Genomic DNA, 20,488 nt, shown 5'->3' on the forward strand with positions numbered 1-20,488 from the left:
GAGGGAAAACTCATGGCGGAATTTGTGATGTTTTATGCGCCGTTTATTGTGATCATTGCTTCCATTGCCGCGGCTTTTTGGCTGGCGGGGAAGGATGAGCGGATAGAGGAGTAAGTATTGCAGGCAGCCCAATTAGGGCTGTTTTTTTAATGTAAGAAAGGCTAATAAGTACTTATTGCCAAAAAAAGCTGAAACATATTTTTACAATAGTTTAACACGTCCTAAAGAATGTTTTAAATTTCCATCAGTACAATGTCAGTAAAGATAAATCAGGAGGGATCGCATGAAAATAGCTGTTGCCGGAACAGGTTATGTGGGATTAATTACAGGGGTTTGTTTAGCAGAAATGGGCCATCATGTGATTTGTACAGATATTAAGGAGGAAAAAATTCAGCTTCTTAAAACGGGGCGGTCTCCTATTTTTGAGCCAGGACTGGAGCCAATGCTGAAGAATAACCTCTTGAGCAGCCGATTAGAATTCACTTCAAACCCTAAAATGGCCTATAAGGATGCAGAAATAATTTTTATTGCAGTTGGTACACCGGAAAACCATGACGGGACAGCTAACCTGGATTACGTTCATGCAGCAGCTTATTCTATTGGAATGTGCATTGAAAATGATGTTATTGTCTGCACAAAGAGCACAGTTCCTGTTGGGACAAATGACAAAATCAAAGAAATTATTCAAAGTGTAAAGCCTCCGCCCCACCAGGCAGAGGTAGTTTCCAATCCTGAATTTTTGCGAGAAGGCTCGGCAATCATTGATTTTTTCAACGGCGACCGAATAATATTAGGAACCGAGTCAAAAAGCGCAGCAGCAAAATTGGAACAGCTTTATCTTCCTCTAAAAATACCTATTATTAAGACCGATACGAAAAGTGCTGAAATGATTAAGTATGCATCAAATGCCTTCCTCGCTGCCAAAATCAGTTTTATTAATGAAATTGCTGCAATATGTGAAAAAACTGGAGCCAACATTGAAGAAGTTGCATATGGGATTGGAAAAGACAAGAGAATAGGGCCGTATTTTTTGCAGGCTGGAATTGGATACGGAGGTACCTGTTTTCCAAAAGATACAAAAGCACTTGTGCAATTAGCGGGTAATGTACAACACAAATTTGATCTTCTCGAATCGGTTATCAAAGTGAATAATCGTCAGCAGACCTTGCCCGTCAGCCTAGCCAAGAATGTATTGGGTTCCTTAGAAGGCAAAAGAGTGGCTCTTCTGGGTCTTGCATTTAAGCCGGATACAGATGATGTCAGGGAAGCCGCGTCATTAAAGATCGCAAAAAGACTTCTGGAAAATGATGCATCGGTTATCGCCTATGATCCTGCCGCGGTCACCAATGCGAGGCAGGTTTTAGGCGATGAAATTGAATATACGCTGGATTTACAAATAGCCTTAGATAATGCGGACTTGGCTATTATTGCAACGGAATGGGATCAAATCAAACATCTTCCGCTGGAGTTATATATAGAAAGAATGAAATCCCCCGTTATAATTGACGGGAGAAACTACTACTCTCTTCGAGACATCCGCAGACATTCTATCAGCTATATTTCAATTGGAAGGCCATCTATCATACAAGATAAAATAATGGAAGGGAAGATTATATGAAAATAGCTTTCTTCACTGATACTTTTTACCCCGACATTAACGGAGTCGCGAAAACACTCAAAAGATTTACAGATTATCTAAGCGAACAGAAAATCACCTTGAAAATTTTTGCGCCATCCAGCCAATCAGATGAGTATGTTTCTTCCTATATTCGCCGATTCAAAAGTGCCTCTTTTTTCCTATATCCAGAATGCAGGGTGGCTTTTCCGAATTATTTTCAAATCAAAGAGGAACTTGAAAAGTTTAAGCCCGATTTAATACATGTTGCCACACCTTTTAATCTGGGGCTTAGCGGTCTTTACTGTGCTAAAAAGTTAAATCCCTTTAGTGGGATCGTACCATACTGACTTTGACTATTATCTTGAATTCTATGATCTCAAATTTCTGTCAAACATACTTTGGAAATACATGACCTGGTTTCACAGCGCCTTAGAAAAAATCTTTGTTCCTTCGGCAGAAACACTGCAGCAATTAAAGCAGCATGGATTTTCAAATTTGGAATTATGGCCAAGAGGTGTCGACTGCAAGCTGTTCCACCCATACTATGATAAATTATCAGTCCGCAGGCAATACTCCATCAGCAAAAAATACCTTCTCACCTATGCAGGCAGATTGGCATCTGAAAAAAATGTAGATATCCTCCTTGATATAGCGCAATTACTCCCTCCTCATTTTGACGAAGATATTCATTGGCTAATAGTTGGGGACGGACCACTTCGAGCACAAATAGAGGAAGCAGCTCCCAAAAACATGACCTTTACTGGTTATTTAACAGCCCAGCAGCTAGCCGAAGTGTACTCAGCATCAGATTTGTTTGTTTTTCCATCTCCTACAGAAATCTTCGGAAACGTTGTGCTTGAATCAATGGCCAGCGGGACGCCTGTAATTGGTGCGAATGCGGGGGGAGTTAAAAGCATTATTCAGAATGGTGTAACAGGTTATTTGTGTGAACCTGGAAATGCGAAGAATTTCTCTTCTTCGATCACAAGTCTTCTCAAGAACCATCAAGTCAGAACCCGAATGGGATTTGATGGCAGGGAATATGCGTTGACGCAGAAGTGGGATGGAATCTTTGATAATCTAATAGGTCAATATAAAGCGGTTATAGGGGAGAGTGGAGAGAAGCGCGAATCCATTCCGGAGTGAATTTACATAGGATTGCCTTTTCAGAAATAATAAGGGTGCCGATGATGCCAGGAGTTGAACACTAAAAACATGATCGTCCAAAAAAAACAGGCCCAAGACCAAGCCTCAGTTTGGAACTTACATGCCTCAGCTTGAAGGATTCTAAAGGACATAAGGTTATCCCTATATCTTCCTGTTAAAGATCTATGACCCCCATCTTAAATTAGATGGGGGTAGGGGTGTTTGGAGTTTTATAAGAATGGATCATTAGTTTAGGGTAATTAATACTTTCTGCTCTATCCGCAGGTCCCTCCAGTAAGAAGGCAGTTTAAGAGATTTGTAAGATAACAAAGATATTATTTAGGGTGTGCGTTTTAGTTATGTATGAACACGACAGGAGGCTGATAAGCGGAGTGTATAGAGGAAATAAGTTGCGGCTTTTATCAGGTGCAGGCTCTGTATTTTTAGGACTGGGTTTAGTATTGTATCCTCAAATCGAAAAAATGTTGCTGGATTCGAAGCAAAAGAAATTAATAGCAGCTTTTGAAATGATAGGGGAAATGAATAGCACAACAATAACCTCTTCAACGGCTGGAGGGGGCAAAGATACTTCATTGGAAGATGGGATAAGGGGGGTAATTCTTATTCCAAGAATTGATGCAGCGATCCCTATCTTTGAAGGTGCAGATGAAAAGTCACTAAGTCTTGGAGTGAGCATGATTGAACCAGAAAAGCAATTTGGGGTTCATAATGTGGGGATTGCTGGGCATCGTGCATTTGCTTATGGTAAACAATTCAATAGATTGGACGAGCTTTCGGTCAATGATGAAATTGAAATAAAGACACAGCAAGGTAATTATAAGTTCGTTGTTGATCAAACTTTAATTGTGGATCGGACTGAAGTGGAAGTCCTCAGGGATAAAAGCAATCCTTATATTACATTAGTAACGTGCACGCCAATAGGGGAAGAAAATCCTAAAAAAAGACTAATTGTGCAGGCAAAATTAAAAGTTAATGGAATTAAAAAAAACTGAATTAAATGGAATGAAAAGAGGAAATGATGAAAAGAAAATTTAGTATTATTTTTATGACTATAATGCTTTTGATTAACGGTTTAGTTAGTTCAACATTAGGGTATGTCCAGGCCGAGGAACAAGTTCAGCCTGCTGAGGGAGAAATTAATGGTACTGAAAATGAAGCTGGGATTGATGAGGCAACAATAGATCCCGCGGAAACAATTCCTGTACCTGAGCAGAGAGAAACATCGGCAGCGGATGAAAAGAAAACAGAATCTCCTCCTGAAGCTGAAAAGGAATCAGGTATTTCTGAAGAAAATGCCAGCCCTGAAGAATCCGTAAATAAGGACATCCAAACTGAAGAAAGCCCGCAGTCAGAACAGCTTGAGTCAGATGCAGAAACCGGATTGAATTCAGAAGATGCTTCCGGAGAAGAAAGTAAATATGTTTCTGGGGAAGAAACAGATGTAGAAAAGCAAGTGATTACTGAAAACATTCTGACGGATGTAGTGTTAAAGGATGGAGCCGGGAAAAATATTGAGGATATTCGCGTCGACCAAGGTTCAAAGGTGCGGATCGAATATCAATGGTCTATTCCAGCAGGTCATGATTACAGTGGGGGAGCAGTGTTTACATTCACATTGCCTGATAAATTTAAAACGGACCGATTGCTGACAGGTAATTTAGATGGTGGAGCTGGAACATACGAAGTGAGTTCGAATGGTGCTGTCACTTTCATTTTTAATGAAACAATTGATGATGGAACAGGATTAACAGGGAACTTCTATGTAGAGAGAGAATTTGATATGGGGAAATTTTCTGGAAGTACTAAACAGGAAGTTCAGTTCCCGATAAAAGGGACAGAAAAAGTTATTTTAGTGCACTTCAAAAATAATAAGAGTGAAATGGATAAAACAGGGGCAGCTAATAAAGTGATAAATCCCAGTGAAATCAAATGGGTTGTTGATTTTAACTTGGGAGAAAACAAAATGAATAGCACCTTATTTAAAGACACATTGCCAGACGGTTTGGAAATTGATATGGATTCCATCGAGGTTTATCAATTGAATGTAAATCTTGACGGGTCTGTAATAGCGGGTAACTTGTTAAACAATTATACACCAATCAAGACAGCGGACGGGTTTGAAATACCTTTCAATGAAATCGATAGTGCATATCGGGTAAAATATTCAACAAAAATAACTGGTACTGCAGATAAAACATTTACAAATGAAGCGACCGTGTCAAGCACAGACTTATCTGATATAAAGCAAACGGCGAATGTGCCTGTGAAGTTCAGCCAGCCGCTTGGTAAAAGCTCAATAGCCTATGATTCTTCTAATCAAACTATTACATGGGCTATTCAATATAACTATAATGAACAAGAAATACTATCAGAAGATGCGTGGATCAAGGATACATTTGACACAGATCATCAAGTTTTAGTGGATTCGTCCTTTGAAGTCTACACAATGACTATTAAAGAAGACGGTTCGGCGAGCAAAAGCGGCACTCCATTAGAAAAAGGTATCGATTATACAGTAGTGCCGGATGTGTCTGGCTTTAAACTGCAGTTTAAGAATGATGTTGCAACAGCATATGAAATTACCTATCAAACAAAAGCAATAAACCGTGTACACGAGGACAGCTATTCTGTAACAAATAAAGCAGAAATATATGATGGCACTTCTGAAAGTGCTACGAGGAATATTAAACAGGTTATTTTCCAAAAAAATTCAGCTAATGTCGATTACAATCAGAAAACGATTGAATGGAACATACTGCTGAATGATGACAATAAAAAAATGGACCAAGTTACGATTACAGATAGCTTTGAAGGTCAAAACCTTAAACTGATTGAAGATAGTCTAATTATTGAAGGTCTAGAACCGGAAGACTATACTTTAGTGCCAAATTTCAATTATGGAGAAGGTTTTAAGATTTTCTTTAACAATTCGATCACCGGCAGCCATCTTATTAAATATAAGACAATATTTGACCCGCGAAAGCCCATTCCAAATGGAGGATATAAAAATAGTGCAACACTAAATTGGTTTGAAGAAGGAGTCCAGCAGTCTCCGATTACGAAGTCAGCTAAAATTGCACCAGATAGCTACACGAACAAAAACGGCAATAAAACAGGTGTTTATAATGCCAGGACAAAAGAAATTACTTGGACGATTGATGTCAATTATAATCTTCATGAAATTAAGGATGCTCTTATCAGGGATTTCTATTCAGGTGAACAAACACTTGTCGAAGATTCGCTTAAGGTACATCATTTGCGCTTAAATGGCGGTCCCGATGGTGTAAGCCTTGGAGAGGAAAAGACCGATTTTTCAATGGAAGTGAAAGAAGATCCTGAGGGGAAAGACGGGTTTGAAATCAAATTGGGAACGATTAATACTGCGTATCGTATAACCTATAAAACAAGTCTAAAAGGTCTTCCGGTGGACGCTTCATACTCGAACAATGCTATATTGCAGGATGGAGATGGAGGAACCCCCATTTTTAAACAATCTGTTTCTGTTCTACCAAAGCACGGCGGAGAATACATCCAAAAGAATGGAACGCAAGGTACAGGGGCAGATTTAGAATTTTCACTTTGGAGTGTCCATATTAATCGAAGCCAATCCTACCTGAAAGCTGCATCCGTATTGTCCGATACATTATCTGAGAATCAAATCCTAATTCAGGATTCTATAAATCTCTATAAAACAGCTGTATCAGAAAATGGTACTTTAACAAAAGCAAATTTAGAAGACCCTTCGAAGTACACGTTAGCTGTTTCCGGAAATACAATTCAACTCACTTTTAACGATGAAGTGGAAGAGTCATATGTTTTAGAATATAAAGCATTTATTAATGCTGATCATGGAGAGGAAGTCAGTAATAAAGTTCAGTTTGCCGGCAAATCGACAGGAGACATCCAAAGAAGTGATAATGAGAAATTTGCAGTAAGTTTCTCCGAGGCTGGAGGAGGTGCTTTTCCTTCTGGTAAAGGCAACTTTAAGGTTGTCAAAACAAATGCGGATACGAATATGCCATTGGCCGGTGCCATATTTGGGCTTTATGATAAGTCAGGAACCGCACTGCTTGAAAAGCTTGAAACAGATGAAAAAGGAGAAGCTGAATTTAAAGCCTATAAATTCAAGAGTTATAAGCTCAAAGAATTAACACCTCCAGTAGGATTTGTTATTTCTGATGAGTATAAGACTGGAAAAGAAATCACTTTTACTGAAACGGATCAAACATTTACCGTAGCTAATAAAAAACTTCTCCAGGCAGTAGAGTTAACCAAATTGGATCAGGCTGATGCTTCCAAAAACTTAGAAGGAGCCGAATTTGAACTGTATAAAAAATCAAATGCGGGTTTCTTTAAGGTAAGCTCACATACAACAGATGAAAACGGTCAAATAATTATAAATGAGCTGCCGCCTGGCGATTATCAGTTTGTAGAAACTAAAGCACCCCTGCATTATCTGCTTGATACATCCCCAATAGGCTTTACGATTGAGGAAGAGCAGACTGCTGCTGTAAAAGTTAAAAAGGCCAATGAACGCGGGAAAGGCAGTCTGACAATTAAGAAGGTTGATGCGGCAGATGAGAAGACTCGATTAAAGGGAGCCGAGTTCGAATTATATGATGAAAAAGGACAGTTTATTGATAGGACAGCAACGGATGCAGAAGGTCTGGCTGTGTTTAAAGATTTACCTTTTGATTCCTATTTAATAAAAGAAACAAAAGCTCCAAGCGGTTATGCAATCGACCCTGCATCGGTTAATATACCTATAACAATCGATGCTCCAACAAAAGAACTGACAGTAAAAAATCATAAAATTATTCATGCAGTTAAATTGACGAAAGCCGAATTAGGCAATCCAAGTAAAACGCTGAAAGAAGCCAGGTTTATACTTATGTATAAAAAGGATAAGAATTCAGAGTATGCCTTAGCAGATGTAAAAGGAGAATATACTACAGATGAAACTGGGGTTATTTATAAAGAAGATCTGGAACCGGGATTTTATCAATTTATTGAGACAAAGGCACCTCCGGGTTATTTGCTAGACACAGCTCCTGTGGAATTTACCATTGAAGAGGAGCAAATTCACACAGTATCATTAACTAAACTAAACAGACGGATCCCTGCAGGTGGAGGAGAAACGCCGGATCCTGAGGGTCCGGGCAATCCAGGCGGAGAGGAGCCGGATCCTGAAGATCCGGGCAATCCAGGCGGAGGGGAGCCGGATCCTGAAGATCCGGGCAATCCAGGCGGAGGGGAGCCAGATCCTGAAGATCCGGGCAATCCAGGCGGAGAAAAGCCAGATCCTGAAGATCCGGGCAATCCAGGCGGAGAAAAACCAGATCCTGAAAATCCGAACGAAGAAAGGCCTGATTCAGAGGAACCACACACTCCCGGAATATCCAAGGAATTAAATCAAAATGGACACCATAGTGATAACGGATTAACCAAGCCAGGAACCACGCTTCCAAAAACAGGGGAAAAGGCAAATATAGGTATGCTTGCTGGGGCAGGCTTTATTATATTTGGCGTTTGGATTCTGCTGTATAGGAGAAAAACAGCTGCGTAGTTAACTAAAGACTTTGATAGATTGATATCTGTCAAAGTCTTTTTATTTAGGACTTTTGAAGACAAACTAACATTGTTTAAGAATTTTGTAAGAGCGGCCCTTTATTATAAGTACTGCTTACGTTTTTTATGAGGGGGTATTTCATGCGTTATGGACATTTACCTGAAGGGAAGTTTGCATGGCTTAGTGAGTATTCAGAGACTGAAATAATGACTTGTCTGCTTTCAATTTTAGATTTTTACAACGTATTTTTTATCGATTCTAATGGAGCTTTTTTAAAATACAGCCAGATATTTAAAAACTTTACTCAAAGCAGGGGTTTTCACATCAGTAATCAGGGGCACATAGCCGATGTTTTTATAGAACTAAAAGACCAGAAACTATTTCAATCCATATTATCCAATGTAGAAATTAACGGAATATGGTCGGGAAAACTTATGTTCATCAGAGGTAGTTCCAGCTATTTTTCCGAGGCACAGGTCAGAATTATGTGCGTAAATGGATATCAGCATCAGAATCCTATATACATGCTTTTGTTTTATAGAGACGACGAAGCAAAGAGTGCAGAGGAAGAGAAATGGAAGGAGCTTGCCTATACGGATGAGCTGACAGGACTTTCGAACTGGAGGAAATTCCGGGAAAAGCTTTCCGCTATCAAAAAAGAAAGAGAGTCGTTTGGACTCTTATTTATTGATATTGACAATTTCAAAGAAATAAATGATCGGCACGGGCATATTGTAGGAGACAAATTTCTAAAGTTATTTGCAAATAGGATCAGAGAATCATTAGGTGAAAAAATGTATGCTTTCCGTAAAAGCGGGGATGAATTTCTTGTCATTGTCGAGGAAGGGGAACAAACAGAGCAGGCTGCAAAAATAATAAAAAGGCGCTTATCTGACGATTTTATAATAGGAAAGTCTGTGAGGGGGGTCAGTGTGAGTATTGGGCTAAGTATTTACCCTTCTTGCGGGATAGATGAGGAATCACTTATACACCATGCCGATAAGGAAATGTATAAAGAAAAGATGCGACAAAGTAACTAAAAATGGAGTATAAAAAGTTTATATGAAGTAAGATGCCCTTTTTATTTGAACACCTAATAACACAGTATTAAAGTAATGAATTTCTTGTTCAAAAGATTTATTTGATAAATGATGGAACTATAATTTTCCGGGTATTAGAAGTGTGTGGTAACTATTTGTAGAAAATTAATGTTTTACGAATTTAAAAATCCTTTGTTATTAGGAAATATTTAAATTATGATAAATCTGAATAGGAATAAAGGTCTATTTATAATAATTGTTATAAATGTTTTGAGAGGAGAGAATGAGGAGAATTGTGGCTAAAATGAAATCATGTACACAACTCCAAGGTTATGAATAAAATTACATTTTTGTTATGTTGGGCACTATCTGTCTGTTTGTCCGGATGCTATATGGAGAAAGAACCCAAATTAATAAAGCCAATTACGTCTAAGGTTGAAGCACCTAAAAGTGAAAGAGTCCCTAAAGGTGTGATTAATCATGTAGCTACCACTCAAAAAATAATGGCGTTAACTTTTAATGGATTAGCTGATGAGCAAACTATGGACAAGCTCTTAAATGAATTAAATCGTTTTGATATTAAGGCAACTTTTTTTCTGCCGGGTATTCGAGTAGCAGAAGACCCTGACTTAGCAAAAGAGATTATAAAACAGGGGCATACAATTCAAAATAATACACTCAATCATGTGTTGCCTGACAAATTGAAATATGAAGAAGCATATATTGAGCTTGCACTGGCTAACAGAGTATTTAAAGAGCATTTAAATATAGAGCCTAAATATGCAAGAACCCGTTCAGGCGATTCATCAGATTCATTTCAGGAAGCTGCTGCACAGCTTAATATGGAGGTTGTTACCTATACTATCAATCCAAAAGATACCCAAATGCAAAGTGCTGAAGAGATCGCCGATTATATTAGGCGCTTTGCGAATAGAGGAGCAATCATCGAATTAAATACTTATATCAACCCGGAAGTAATTAGAGCGATACCATTGATTTATCAATATGCCAGTGCCGATGGATATACTTTGACAACTCTTGAAGAGGTCCATCAGACAAATTATTTAGTAGATGAATTGGTAGATACGAACAATCTGGCAGTTAATACTGACTATAAAAATAGTAGGCCAGCCATTATTGAGAAGTTTTCAACATTAGAAAAAGAGATTGCCCTTACATTTGATGATTGGGCAAGCGATGAAACCATTACAGCAGTGTTAGACATACTAGATAACTATAATGTCAAATCGACCTTTTTCTTAATTGGAAAAGGAGTAGAGACGAATCCACAACTAGCTCGCCTCATTATTGAACGAGGACATGAGGTGGCAAGCCATTCTTATAATCATAAAGTTATTACAACAATGAATCCTCGTGCACTTCAAGAGGATCTTGTAAAAAATGACCAAATACTTACACATGCCCTACAAATAAAGCCACTCAATTATTTCCGGCCTGCCCAAGGTGTCTTAGATGAAGTAACAGCTAAAGCCATTGGGGCAACAGGTGTTGATTATATCGTGCTTTATGATGTGGCTTCTTTGGATTGGGACCTCTCCCTTTCAGAAGATGAGGTATACAATCGGGTGGTTAGCCAGGTAGGTCCAGGAAGTATTGTGGACATGCATATACTGGACGAATCTCACACGGTAAGTATACTTCCGCGAATTATCGAACACTTGCAGCAAAACGGCTATAAATTTAAAAAAATTTCAGAAATGATTCCAAAAAACAAATAAGGAGGATGGCTGTGTAAAGTCAGCTATATACATATGTCTACTCGTGAAATTATAACAAAACCAAGAAAAGACCGAAGAATATTGTCCAATATTCCTGATCCAGAAAGATTGAGAAGAATCCCGGACAGGAGAGGATTGAACGGGCCAGCAGGTGATGTGGATCCAAACAAAGTCTATAAATCCCGTTTAGAAGGGCAGCGCTACGTGGCAAACTTTCCAGTAACCCTTCTCATCCCATCTATGAAAAAAATAGAGAAAAGTCTTTGCGTTGATATTTCAAATACAGGTATACTCCTTGAAGTTGCAGATAATATAGATGAAAGTAAATTGAGCATTGGAAATAGTATTAAGGTAAAATGTACTATCCCTGAAGGTGCAATGCCAGAGGGGTTCGAATCGAGAATTTCAATGAACGCGAAAGTAGTCCGCAAATTTAGCAATGAACATGGTGATAATACTTCCTTTTTTATTGCCCTGCAGTTTGAACAATCAATCGAGCGTTACCTAAAGGGGAGGCGTTGGGGATTTTCAATATTTGCTGCCAGTTTGTTTTTATTTTTTATTACGCTCCTGGTCATATTAATGCGGGCGGAAAGTGTAATTTACTTTAAGTTCAATAAGTTTCTATACTTTTATAGTATATTGGCAGCTGTTTTTCTTCTCAGTCGGTATATATTCGGACTTTTGTATAGAAATGTCCCCATTAATCTAAATTATGAACCCAGTGTTTCCATTATTGTTCCAGTTTTTAATGAGGAAAGTTGGATTCAACGGACAATACTTAGCTGTATTGATCAGACGTATCCAATAGACAAACTGGAAGTCATTATTGTAGACGATTGTTCAACAGATAAGACTGCTATGAAAGTAACAGAAATTATGGAGATCATTCACAGAGAGGGAGAGCGGTTTAATACAAAAGAACGCCTCCGTTTTCATATTTTACCTGAAAATGGGGGGAAGAGGGAAGCGTTAGTCGCAGGTGTTGAAATGGCTCGGCATGATCTGGTTGTGTTTGTTGACTCTGACAGCTTTCTGGAGCCGAATGCAATTCGAAATATAGTTCAGCCCTTTCAAGATCCCAAAATGGGAGGGGTAGCAGGCCGAACTGAAGTCGAGAATAAATTTACTAATGCATTAACAAAGCTTCAAACTGTTCGCTACTATATTGCCTTTCGAATTATGAAGGCTGCGGAATCAACTTTTGACTGTGTTACCTGCCTGTCAGGTCCACTTTCCTGCTACCGTAAAAGCTTGGTACTTGAAAATGCAGATGCATGGCTTAAACAGCGCTTTCTTGGACATCCAGCTACATTTGGTGATGATCGAAGTATGACCAACTTTATCTTGAAGACCCATCGAACAAGCTATCAGGACCAAGCAGTCTGTTCAACTATTGTTCCTTCAAGCTTAAAGACTTTCCTGAACCAGCAGATGCGCTGGAAGCGCTCTTGGCTTCGAGAATCTCTGCGTGCTCTTTCGTTTATGTGGAAAAAGGAACCATTCATGATGGTCTTTTTTATTGTGGGTTTAATCGTTCCAATCGCTGCTCCAATTGTAGTGATGTACAATCTTTTGTATGTGCCATTAATGCATGGCATTTTCCCTGCAACTTTTTTGCTGGGTCTGCTGCTGATGGCACTAATGATGAGTTTTGCACATTTATTCTTCCGCAAAAGTAAGCTGTGGTTTTTTGGATTCGTGTTTGTGCTTTTTTATGAGTTTGTTCTACTTTGGCAAATGCCTGTGGCTTGGATAACATTTTGGAAATCGACCTGGGGGACACGGGACACACCACAGGACGTATTGGTAAAAGAAAAGAAGCTTGAAAAAAAGAGAGTGCGTGCAATCAAGAAAAAACAAAATGCAGATTTAAAGAAGGGCGGATAAAATGCTGTCTCATTCGGGTGAAAGCAAGTTCAAACATCATAAGAAAGACAGAAGAAAGGCTGTACGTGCAATCATTCAGATAGCAGCTCTTGCTTTTCTATCTGTAATAATAATTCGATCGGTATTCATCACTGACACATTTGATCCGCTTTCTGAAGATAAGATGATAAATTCAGAAGGTTTTATTGCCCTTTCTTATTTTGGTGTAGACCGGTCTGGTTCACCAAAATATATATCAAAAGATGAGATTAGGAAGCAATTAACCACACTAAAGGAACAAGGTTTTGAAACAATCTCACAGCAGCAAATAATCGATTTTTATCAAAAGGGAAAGCCTTTACCTGAAAAAGCCCTTTTTCTATCATTTGAAGATGGGCGAAACGATTCCAGTATTTTTTCCCAAAGAACTTTGGAAAAGTTAAACTACAAAGCAACTATGTTTACGTATGCTGATAAAATGAGCACAAAAGATACAAAATTTTTGAAGCCGAATCACTTGAGTCAAATGATCAAGAGTGGTTACTGGGAATTAGGCTCAAATGGGTATAGACTCACTTACATCAACATCTTCAATCACAAAGGACAATATTTGGGGGAGATTGAAGAAAATAGAGTGCCAAATAAAACATCTATAGAATATTATAATCATTACTTAATGGACTTTTTGAGAGATGAATATATGATTCCAAAAGAAACAAGAGCAGAAATGGAAAAGCGCATTTCTTCTGATTATAGACTAATGAACAGTATTTATAAAAAACACTTTGGAAAAATGCCAAAAGCGTATGCAATTATGCATGCTAATTCGCTTTATAATGATATGCACCCATCGGTTGAGTCTGTAAATGAAAAAATGATCAAAGAGAATTTTGCTATCCATTTTAATCGTGAGTTAAATTCCTATAATAGTAAAGAGGATAACATTTATAACTTAAAAAGACTTCAGGTTGCTCCTTACTGGCCTACTAACCATTTATTAATGAAGATACAAAATGATTCTAAGAAGTCTCTGGACTTTGTTCCTGGAGATAAAAAAACCAGCAGCAGATGGACGGTAACAAATGGAGTGGGGGAATTTGACCAGGACAAAATCATTTTGACCTCGAAACCAGGAGAAGAAGTCAGAGCTACTTTAAATGAAGGGCTCCCATCTTCCTTTACTGCCAGTTTTGATCTGAAAGGTAATGTAATGGGAAAACAGACAGTATATATCCAGGGATCAGGACAAGAATATGTCAAATTGGCTCTGGAGAAAAATAAGCTGTTTGCATATCATAAGAAAAAGCAAGAAGCAGAAAAACTTATTTTTTCACAGCATTTAAAGGAAATAAAATGGAGCGGTGAAGATTACGCATTTAACAAAGCAACAAATTATGATTATTTGGATACACAGGAAGGAAGTCGTATACATAAAGACGAATACCCAAGCACACTTAAAAATGATCACCATTTGATTTTAACTTTAGACAAAACATCATTAAAGGTTGAGATCAATAATCAATCCTTACCTTCTATCGATCTTCCGTTTGGCAATTCTTCTTACAGTTTAATATTAGGCGGATCGAATATTGCTCAGCAAACAGTTCATGAGGCTTATAGTGATAACATTTATGATTCTATTATTGAAGATGTTACCATTCAAACTGAAGGGAAAAACGTTTACACAGTGTCTGGTTCGAGAATAGAAACTTTACTCCGTGAAATCTCAAAGATAGGCTCTAATGTAGTTGATTTCTTTATAGACACATTCTAGCAGGGAGGATTGTGTGTGCCATTTCGTAGATTTCAAAAGTTAGGTATATTGACTATAATATCTGTATTATTGGCTGCTTGTACCTCTTCTCCGAATAAAACGTTACAGGGTACAGAACAGCAAGATGGAAAATCTAATATCAGCACTTCTTTATGGCTTACGGAATGGTCGTACGAAGAAAGCCTGAGGGAAGTATCTAGTGTCATAAAAGACATAGATAATATAATGTTATTTACAACTTATTTTAATGAGTCGGGAGATTTTCACCATACTGAAAACTCGGACAAACTCATAGAATCTGCTTTAATGGATCAAGAATTAAGTAAGAAGAATCTTTTTATTACGATTGTAAATGATCAATTTTTGAATAATGGCTCAATAGTTCAAAAAAACCCGGAATTACTAGAAGAATTACTAAGATCATCTTTAAGCCGCAAAGAGCATATTAAACAAATAGTGGAATATGTAAGACAATACCCGGTTGATGGCCTAGAAATCGATTATGAGAATATACCCATTAATTTAACAGAAGAATTCTTAGCATTTACAAATGAACTGCATAACACATTAGCTAAAGATAATCTTTCCTTAAGAGTTCTGCTTGAACCAGGTTTCCCTATTGAAAAACATCCCTTATCGAACGAAGTGAATTATGTTGTTATGGGATACAATCTGCATGGATACCATAGTGGTCCGGGGCCAAAAGCAGATTTCGCCTTTTTGGATAGTCTGGCAGACAAATTTCCAAATAAAAATGGAAATAAGGAAATAGCTTTGGCCACAGGCGGATTTAGCTGGGAAGGAACAAAAGTTGCAGGACTTACAGATAAACAGATAAGTGACCTTGTTTTGAAACATGAGCCTGATCTTCAGCGTGATGAAAAAAGTGGAGCTTTGTCCTTTGTGTATTATGAAAAAGGTAAAACAATAGAAGTTTGGTACGCTGATTCTACAACCTTAGTACTTTGGAGTGAGCGTTTAAAACAAAATGGGGGATATAAGAACATTTCAATTTGGAGGGCTGGAGGGCTAACAGAAGGCACTCTGGAAGTTTTCAAACAGATTAAGGAAAACTAGGGATACTCAATGAAAATAAGTGGTGTAAAGACTATTAAGTATACCGATAAATAATCAATTCAGTGCTAAAAAGTCTTTATTAACTGATTGTATATAGCTAGTGGGGAAATACATGAACAATATATATAAATGAGTATATGAAATTACCAATAAAAGTTCAGAGGGCTTTGGCCATCTGAACTTTCTTAATCAAAGAGCATAGAGTAAAGGTCTCTTACTTGGGGGGCAGGGCTTAATGACATTTCTTCTTCCAGCAGCTTTTCGTAGCTCTGATAGGTTCGTATGGCTTCTGACCGCCAGCCTATTTCAGCAAAGGTTTGAATGAGATTAAGTACAGCATACTCTGAATATGGCTCGATTTTTTGGTAGATTTTTAAGTATGATAGGGCTTTTAAAGGATCTTTGTATTTTATATCCTTATAGGCCTCTATCAGTAAGTGAAGTATGGTTACCTGATAGGTTTCGGAATATTCATAAACCCATTCATACGCGTTTAGCTCCAAAAATGCGCCTTTATAAATTTCGATTACCGACTCAATTGTTTTATGGTCCAGCACTTTACTGTTCACTACACCGTTAGCTAATTTATTAAATTCTTCAGCATCAAAATATACAGAATCAAGCAGTAAACAGTAAGATTGGTTCAAAAAGCGAATTGCATCTGAAAAGCCTAATCCAGAAAGCGTTTTTCTTAAATGCGACAAACTGGTGTGCAAATAGGTTTTTGCATTTTTATAATCATGCTCTGGCCAGATCTTTTCTATTATAATGTCGCGGTGTACATATTTTCCCATATTTGCCGTCAGGAATGCAAAAAGCTCTTTTGCTTTAGCCGTCTTAAATCGCAGCGGTTTATCATCAAAGTATACATGAAGTTCACCAAAGCAATAAATATTAAGGGACGATTTGGTTTTATTCAGTTCTGCGCCATGCTGTGACTTAATGTGTTTTTGCATACGGACTATCGTTTTCTCCAGCCTCTTGGCTGTAACAGGCTTTAGCAGGTAATCGATGCTGTCAAGTTCAAATGCATTGACGGCATAGTTTGTATGTCCGGATACAAAAACAATTTGGGTTGAAGGGTAGGAAGTTAAAATTTCCTGTGCCAGTTCAATGCCGTTTATGTCTTTCATTTCAATATCTAAAAATATTGCATCTATGGATTCGGTTTTTAAATCTCTCAAGATATTCTCGTGTGAGGTATAACTTCTGACAATTTTCACATCCGGAAAAACACTCAGTTTTTTTTTTAGTGCAAGCAGTGAAAGTTCTTCATCATCTACAATAATGGTTCTTATCATTATGCCCTCCTTTTAAAAATTACTAAGTATTTCCTTTTCTGGTATTATACCTTACTATTATTAAAAAGCATAAAAATATGGAAAAATGTGATGCAAGTGGGGAAAGATCTGTCATGCAGCGTAAAATATCAATTTTTGTTTCTATCTTAGTCTGCGGTTTTACACTAATCAGTATTATTAGAGAGTCTAGTTTAAACTGGGGAAATCATTCTGCAGTAAAAAAAGGTCATTTTCACCTAACATCATCCGTTGACCTTGAGGAATTAAATGGGGAATGGGAGTTTTATCCTGAGAAATTGATTGACCCAGCAGCTCTTGAGAACAGTAATAAAAAGCCTATTTTTTTAAAAGTGCCGATGAAGTGGGATTCTCTATATAGTTATAAAGACCATCTAAAAATTGAGGCGGGAACCTATCGGCTAACTATAACTGTCCCAGAGGACGGAATGTATGGATTCAGAGCGGAGTCTATCAGGCAATCCAGCAGAGTTTTTATTAATGGAGAAGAAGCGGGTGGAATTGGTAATCCAAGTATAAATAAAAAAGAATATGATTTCCGTGAGGGCCCCTTTTTATTTTTCGGAAAAAGCAAGGATAAACAAATGGAAGTTATTATTCACGCTGCCAATCGAGCAAGTCCTAACGGTGGAATTGTAAAACCCATACTATTCGGCGAGGCAGACCAAATAGTGCTTCAAGCCGCTCAAGAGAAGCAGACCGAGGGATTTATTACAGCAGGATACCTGATTCTGTCTTTGCTTATTTTATTTCAGTATTTCCAGCAAAGACACGCAAAAAATGAACTGTATTTTGCCGCATTCTGTTTTTCACAAAGTATTTACATATCTACCCAAAAAGAAAAACTTATCTATTTATTTTACCCAGACATCTCCTCTAAGGTGCTCTTAAGCCTACAGCTGGGTTTTATTCATTTATCGGTTCTGTTTTTTCTATGGTTTGCCCATAGTACATTCAAGAAGCAGTCTTCAATAAAAATAACGAAGTGGATGTCTATTCTGCTTATTATAAAAATTGCCTATATAAGTATAACGCCATTATTATTTTGGTTTTATTCATTGATACCTATGATATTTATGCAGGTTAGCCTAATTGGTTTACTTGGGAGTGTTTACATCTATATCCTGTTTATCCTTTTTCGAGCTTACAGGGAAAAGGTGAGCGGATGTGAATATATTCTAACTGCTGCCATATCTTTCACCTGCTATGGTGCTGCGTTAGGCATTGAATTATTGCTGCAGATTGATATAGGCAGGATACCCTTGTTTTTATTTTTAATCATGACGATAAGCCTGTCTCTCTATATAGGCTATTTAAGACAGCTTTCTTTTATTATGATTGATAATCTCTCAAAAGACTTGCTGGTCCAGGATCAGCTAAAAAATGAGTTTTTGATCAAAACATCCGATAAGTTAAAGGAACCATTGCGTACTTTTATGTGGCATTCCAAAAAGTTAATGGAAGGTAAGGAAGGGCCGTTAAATAAAAGGCAGCTTAAATATATCCTGGAGATGCAAAGTTCAGGGAAAAAAATAGATCGTCTAGTAAACAACCTAAGGCATGCAAGTTCCAGTATAAACCATTCATTGAGATTAAGACCAGTTCCTCTAGACGTTATCTCAGAAATGGTGCTTGAGCTGCGGGATGTCCTAAAGCTTCCTAATGAAGTCAAACTGGTAGATGACATACCCAAGAAGATGCTAAGTGTAATAGCTGATAGCAATATATTGAAAGAAGTAATTTTCAATGTGCTCGATAATGCTATTCGGCATACAGCTTCAGGTGAAATTCGCATCAGGGCTTTTAGAGTGAGAGAGAGTGTGCATATCGAAATATCAGATACGGGGCAAGGGATGGATTCCTTATATCTGGAAAAAATATTTGAAACATTTTACCAGATACCTAACCATTCCAAACATGATGGGATTGGAATTGGCCTGAGCATTTCAAAGAAATTTGTCCATCTTATGAAAGGTGAGATTTGGGCAGATGCTTCAAAAGGCAGAGGATCAACCATTACTATAAAGCTCCCAGCCGATAAAAATCTTTTTTACGAAGATAAAGATTTACTTGAGGAAGTTTCTGCTGACTTGGAATTGTTACGTGATTATCCTGGAGAAATTGGCAATCATAGCAAAAAGGAAATTGTATTTGCATGTGCCAATACCGAAAATAATCAATATCTTAATTACTATTTAAAGAGTTCTGGTTACTCGATTACAATTTCTCATGATGAAAAAACTGCTTTTGAAAAGGTTGAAGGTGTGATGGCGGATATGCTGATTATTGATTTAAATTTGGGGAATCAGTCTGGAATTGCACTTTGCCAAATGATTAGGAAAAGGTACCTCTTAACAGAACTTCCTATTCTCATGATTGGGTCAACAAATCAAATAGTGCCGATACTCGATAGTATGGAAATTGGAGCCAACGAATATATTCAAAAACCAGTTGATAAACTGGAGTTACTGGCCAAAATCAAATCCTTATTCGCTATGAAGGATTCTGTTAGCCAGTCCATTCACAATGAATTAAGTTACTATCAAGCACAAATTACACCGCATTTTTTATATAACACTATGAACACTATCATTGGGCTGAGTTATCAAAACGCGGATAGGGCAAGGGATGCGCTTGAACATCTGGCAGTTTACTTTCGATCTAAACTAGATTATACAAAGCATCATAGCATGGTCTCGATAGAGGAAGAAATGGAACTAGTCGAATCCTACTTAGCAATTGAAAAAATCAGGTTTGGTGACCTATTATTCATTGATTGGGATATAGATGAAAGCATAGATATAATGCTTCCATCCATGACAATTCAGCCGCTAGTAGAAAATGCCGTTCAGCATGGCGTTTCCAAAAAGAAAGACGGTGGACGAATTAAGCTATCCATTCGTCAAAAAGGAAATAAGGCTGAAATAGTAGTAGAGGATAACGGAATTGGAATGTCAAAGGAAAAGCAAAATCAGCTTTATAGGGGATATAACCACCGGATAGGCTTCATTAATCCATATACCAAGGTGAAATTAATAAAGAATGCAACTTTTGAATTGATAAGTGAGGAGGGGAAAGGGACAAAAGTAATCATTACAATGCCAAATGAGAGATAAATTCTAGACGAAGAAAAGCTGTCCCCATTATTAGGGACAGCTTTTCGTGTTTAAGTCTATAAAAAAATAATAGGATTAAGGTTCACTTTAAATCGACTATACAGTTTTTCTTAATACTGGATATTATTTGAAAATAATAGTAAAAAAGTATGGTTATATAATGGCTAGGACTACATATATTTGTTTGAAGAGTCAGGTTT

The 20,488-nt window shown here is 37.6% G+C and carries 11 protein-coding genes and 1 pseudogene; 11 read left to right on the forward strand and 1 reads right to left on the reverse strand.

Annotated elements, in window-relative coordinates; translation table 11 throughout:
- The first annotated feature begins 12 nt into the window (after positions 1-12).
- The 10 genes and pseudogenes from cydS (at position 13) to NR125_RS23120 (ending at position 15,853) form a co-directional block, all read left to right on the forward strand.
- Positions 13-114: a cytochrome bd oxidase small subunit CydS family protein gene (gene cydS, locus NR125_RS29965; protein ID WP_019383178.1), complete on the forward strand. Its 102-nt coding sequence runs from the start codon at positions 13-15 to the stop codon at positions 112-114.
- Between the two features lie 169 nt (positions 115-283).
- A complete protein-coding gene (locus NR125_RS23080) occupies positions 284-1,618 on the forward strand; it encodes a UDP-glucose dehydrogenase family protein (protein ID WP_256816190.1) in 1,335 nt (444 codons plus the stop codon).
- A pseudogene (locus tag NR125_RS23085) lies at positions 1,615-2,764 on the forward strand (glycosyltransferase family 4 protein). Before NR125_RS23080 ends, NR125_RS23085 begins: the two are co-directional and overlap by 4 nt.
- A gap of 392 nt (positions 2,765-3,156) precedes the next feature.
- Positions 3,157-3,777, forward strand: coding sequence for a class D sortase (locus NR125_RS23090; RefSeq protein WP_009331612.1), 621 nt, complete (start codon positions 3,157-3,159; stop codon positions 3,775-3,777).
- A 53-nt stretch (positions 3,778-3,830) separates the two neighbouring features.
- Positions 3,831-8,351, forward strand: coding sequence for a collagen binding domain-containing protein (locus NR125_RS23095; RefSeq protein WP_256816191.1), 4,521 nt, complete (start codon positions 3,831-3,833; stop codon positions 8,349-8,351).
- 143 nt (positions 8,352-8,494) lie between these two features.
- Positions 8,495-9,394, forward strand: a complete 900-nt coding sequence (locus tag NR125_RS23100; RefSeq protein WP_256816192.1) for a GGDEF domain-containing protein — start codon at positions 8,495-8,497, stop codon at positions 9,392-9,394.
- 392 nt (positions 9,395-9,786) lie between these two features.
- Positions 9,787-11,133 carry a polysaccharide deacetylase family protein gene (locus tag NR125_RS23105; RefSeq protein WP_256816193.1) on the forward strand — a complete coding sequence of 449 codons (1,347 nt, stop codon included), beginning with the start codon at positions 9,787-9,789 and terminating at the stop codon, positions 11,131-11,133.
- 33 nt (positions 11,134-11,166) lie between these two features.
- A complete protein-coding gene (locus NR125_RS23110) occupies positions 11,167-13,023 on the forward strand; it encodes a glycosyltransferase family 2 protein (protein ID WP_256816194.1) in 1,857 nt (618 codons plus the stop codon).
- Positions 13,024-13,186: 163 nt separating this feature from the next.
- On the forward strand, positions 13,187-14,776 hold the full coding sequence (locus NR125_RS23115) for a polysaccharide deacetylase family protein (protein ID WP_232292471.1): 1,590 nt from the start codon (positions 13,187-13,189) through the stop codon (positions 14,774-14,776).
- A 15-nt stretch (positions 14,777-14,791) separates the two neighbouring features.
- The gene (locus tag NR125_RS23120; protein ID WP_256816195.1) at positions 14,792-15,853 is read left to right on the forward strand and encodes a glycosyl hydrolase family 18 protein; all 1,062 of its coding nucleotides are present in this window, start codon (positions 14,792-14,794) and stop codon (positions 15,851-15,853) included.
- Between the two features lie 185 nt (positions 15,854-16,038).
- Here NR125_RS23120 and NR125_RS23125 read toward each other — a convergent pair whose 3' ends face one another.
- Positions 16,039-17,154 carry a response regulator gene (locus NR125_RS23125; RefSeq protein ID WP_256816196.1) on the reverse strand — a complete coding sequence of 372 codons (1,116 nt, stop codon included), beginning with the start codon at positions 17,152-17,154 and terminating at the stop codon, positions 16,039-16,041.
- 113 nt (positions 17,155-17,267) lie between these two features.
- Between NR125_RS23125 and NR125_RS23130 the strand changes: the two genes are divergently transcribed.
- A complete protein-coding gene (locus NR125_RS23130; RefSeq protein WP_256816197.1) occupies positions 17,268-20,288 on the forward strand; it encodes an ATP-binding protein in 3,021 nt (1,006 codons plus the stop codon).
- The last annotated feature ends 200 nt before the right edge of the window (positions 20,289-20,488 follow it).

Origin of the sequence: Cytobacillus sp. Bac17, assembly GCF_024519925.1 — a bacterium.
GTDB lineage: Bacteria > Bacillota > Bacilli > Bacillales > Cytobacillaceae > Cytobacillus > Cytobacillus pseudoceanisediminis.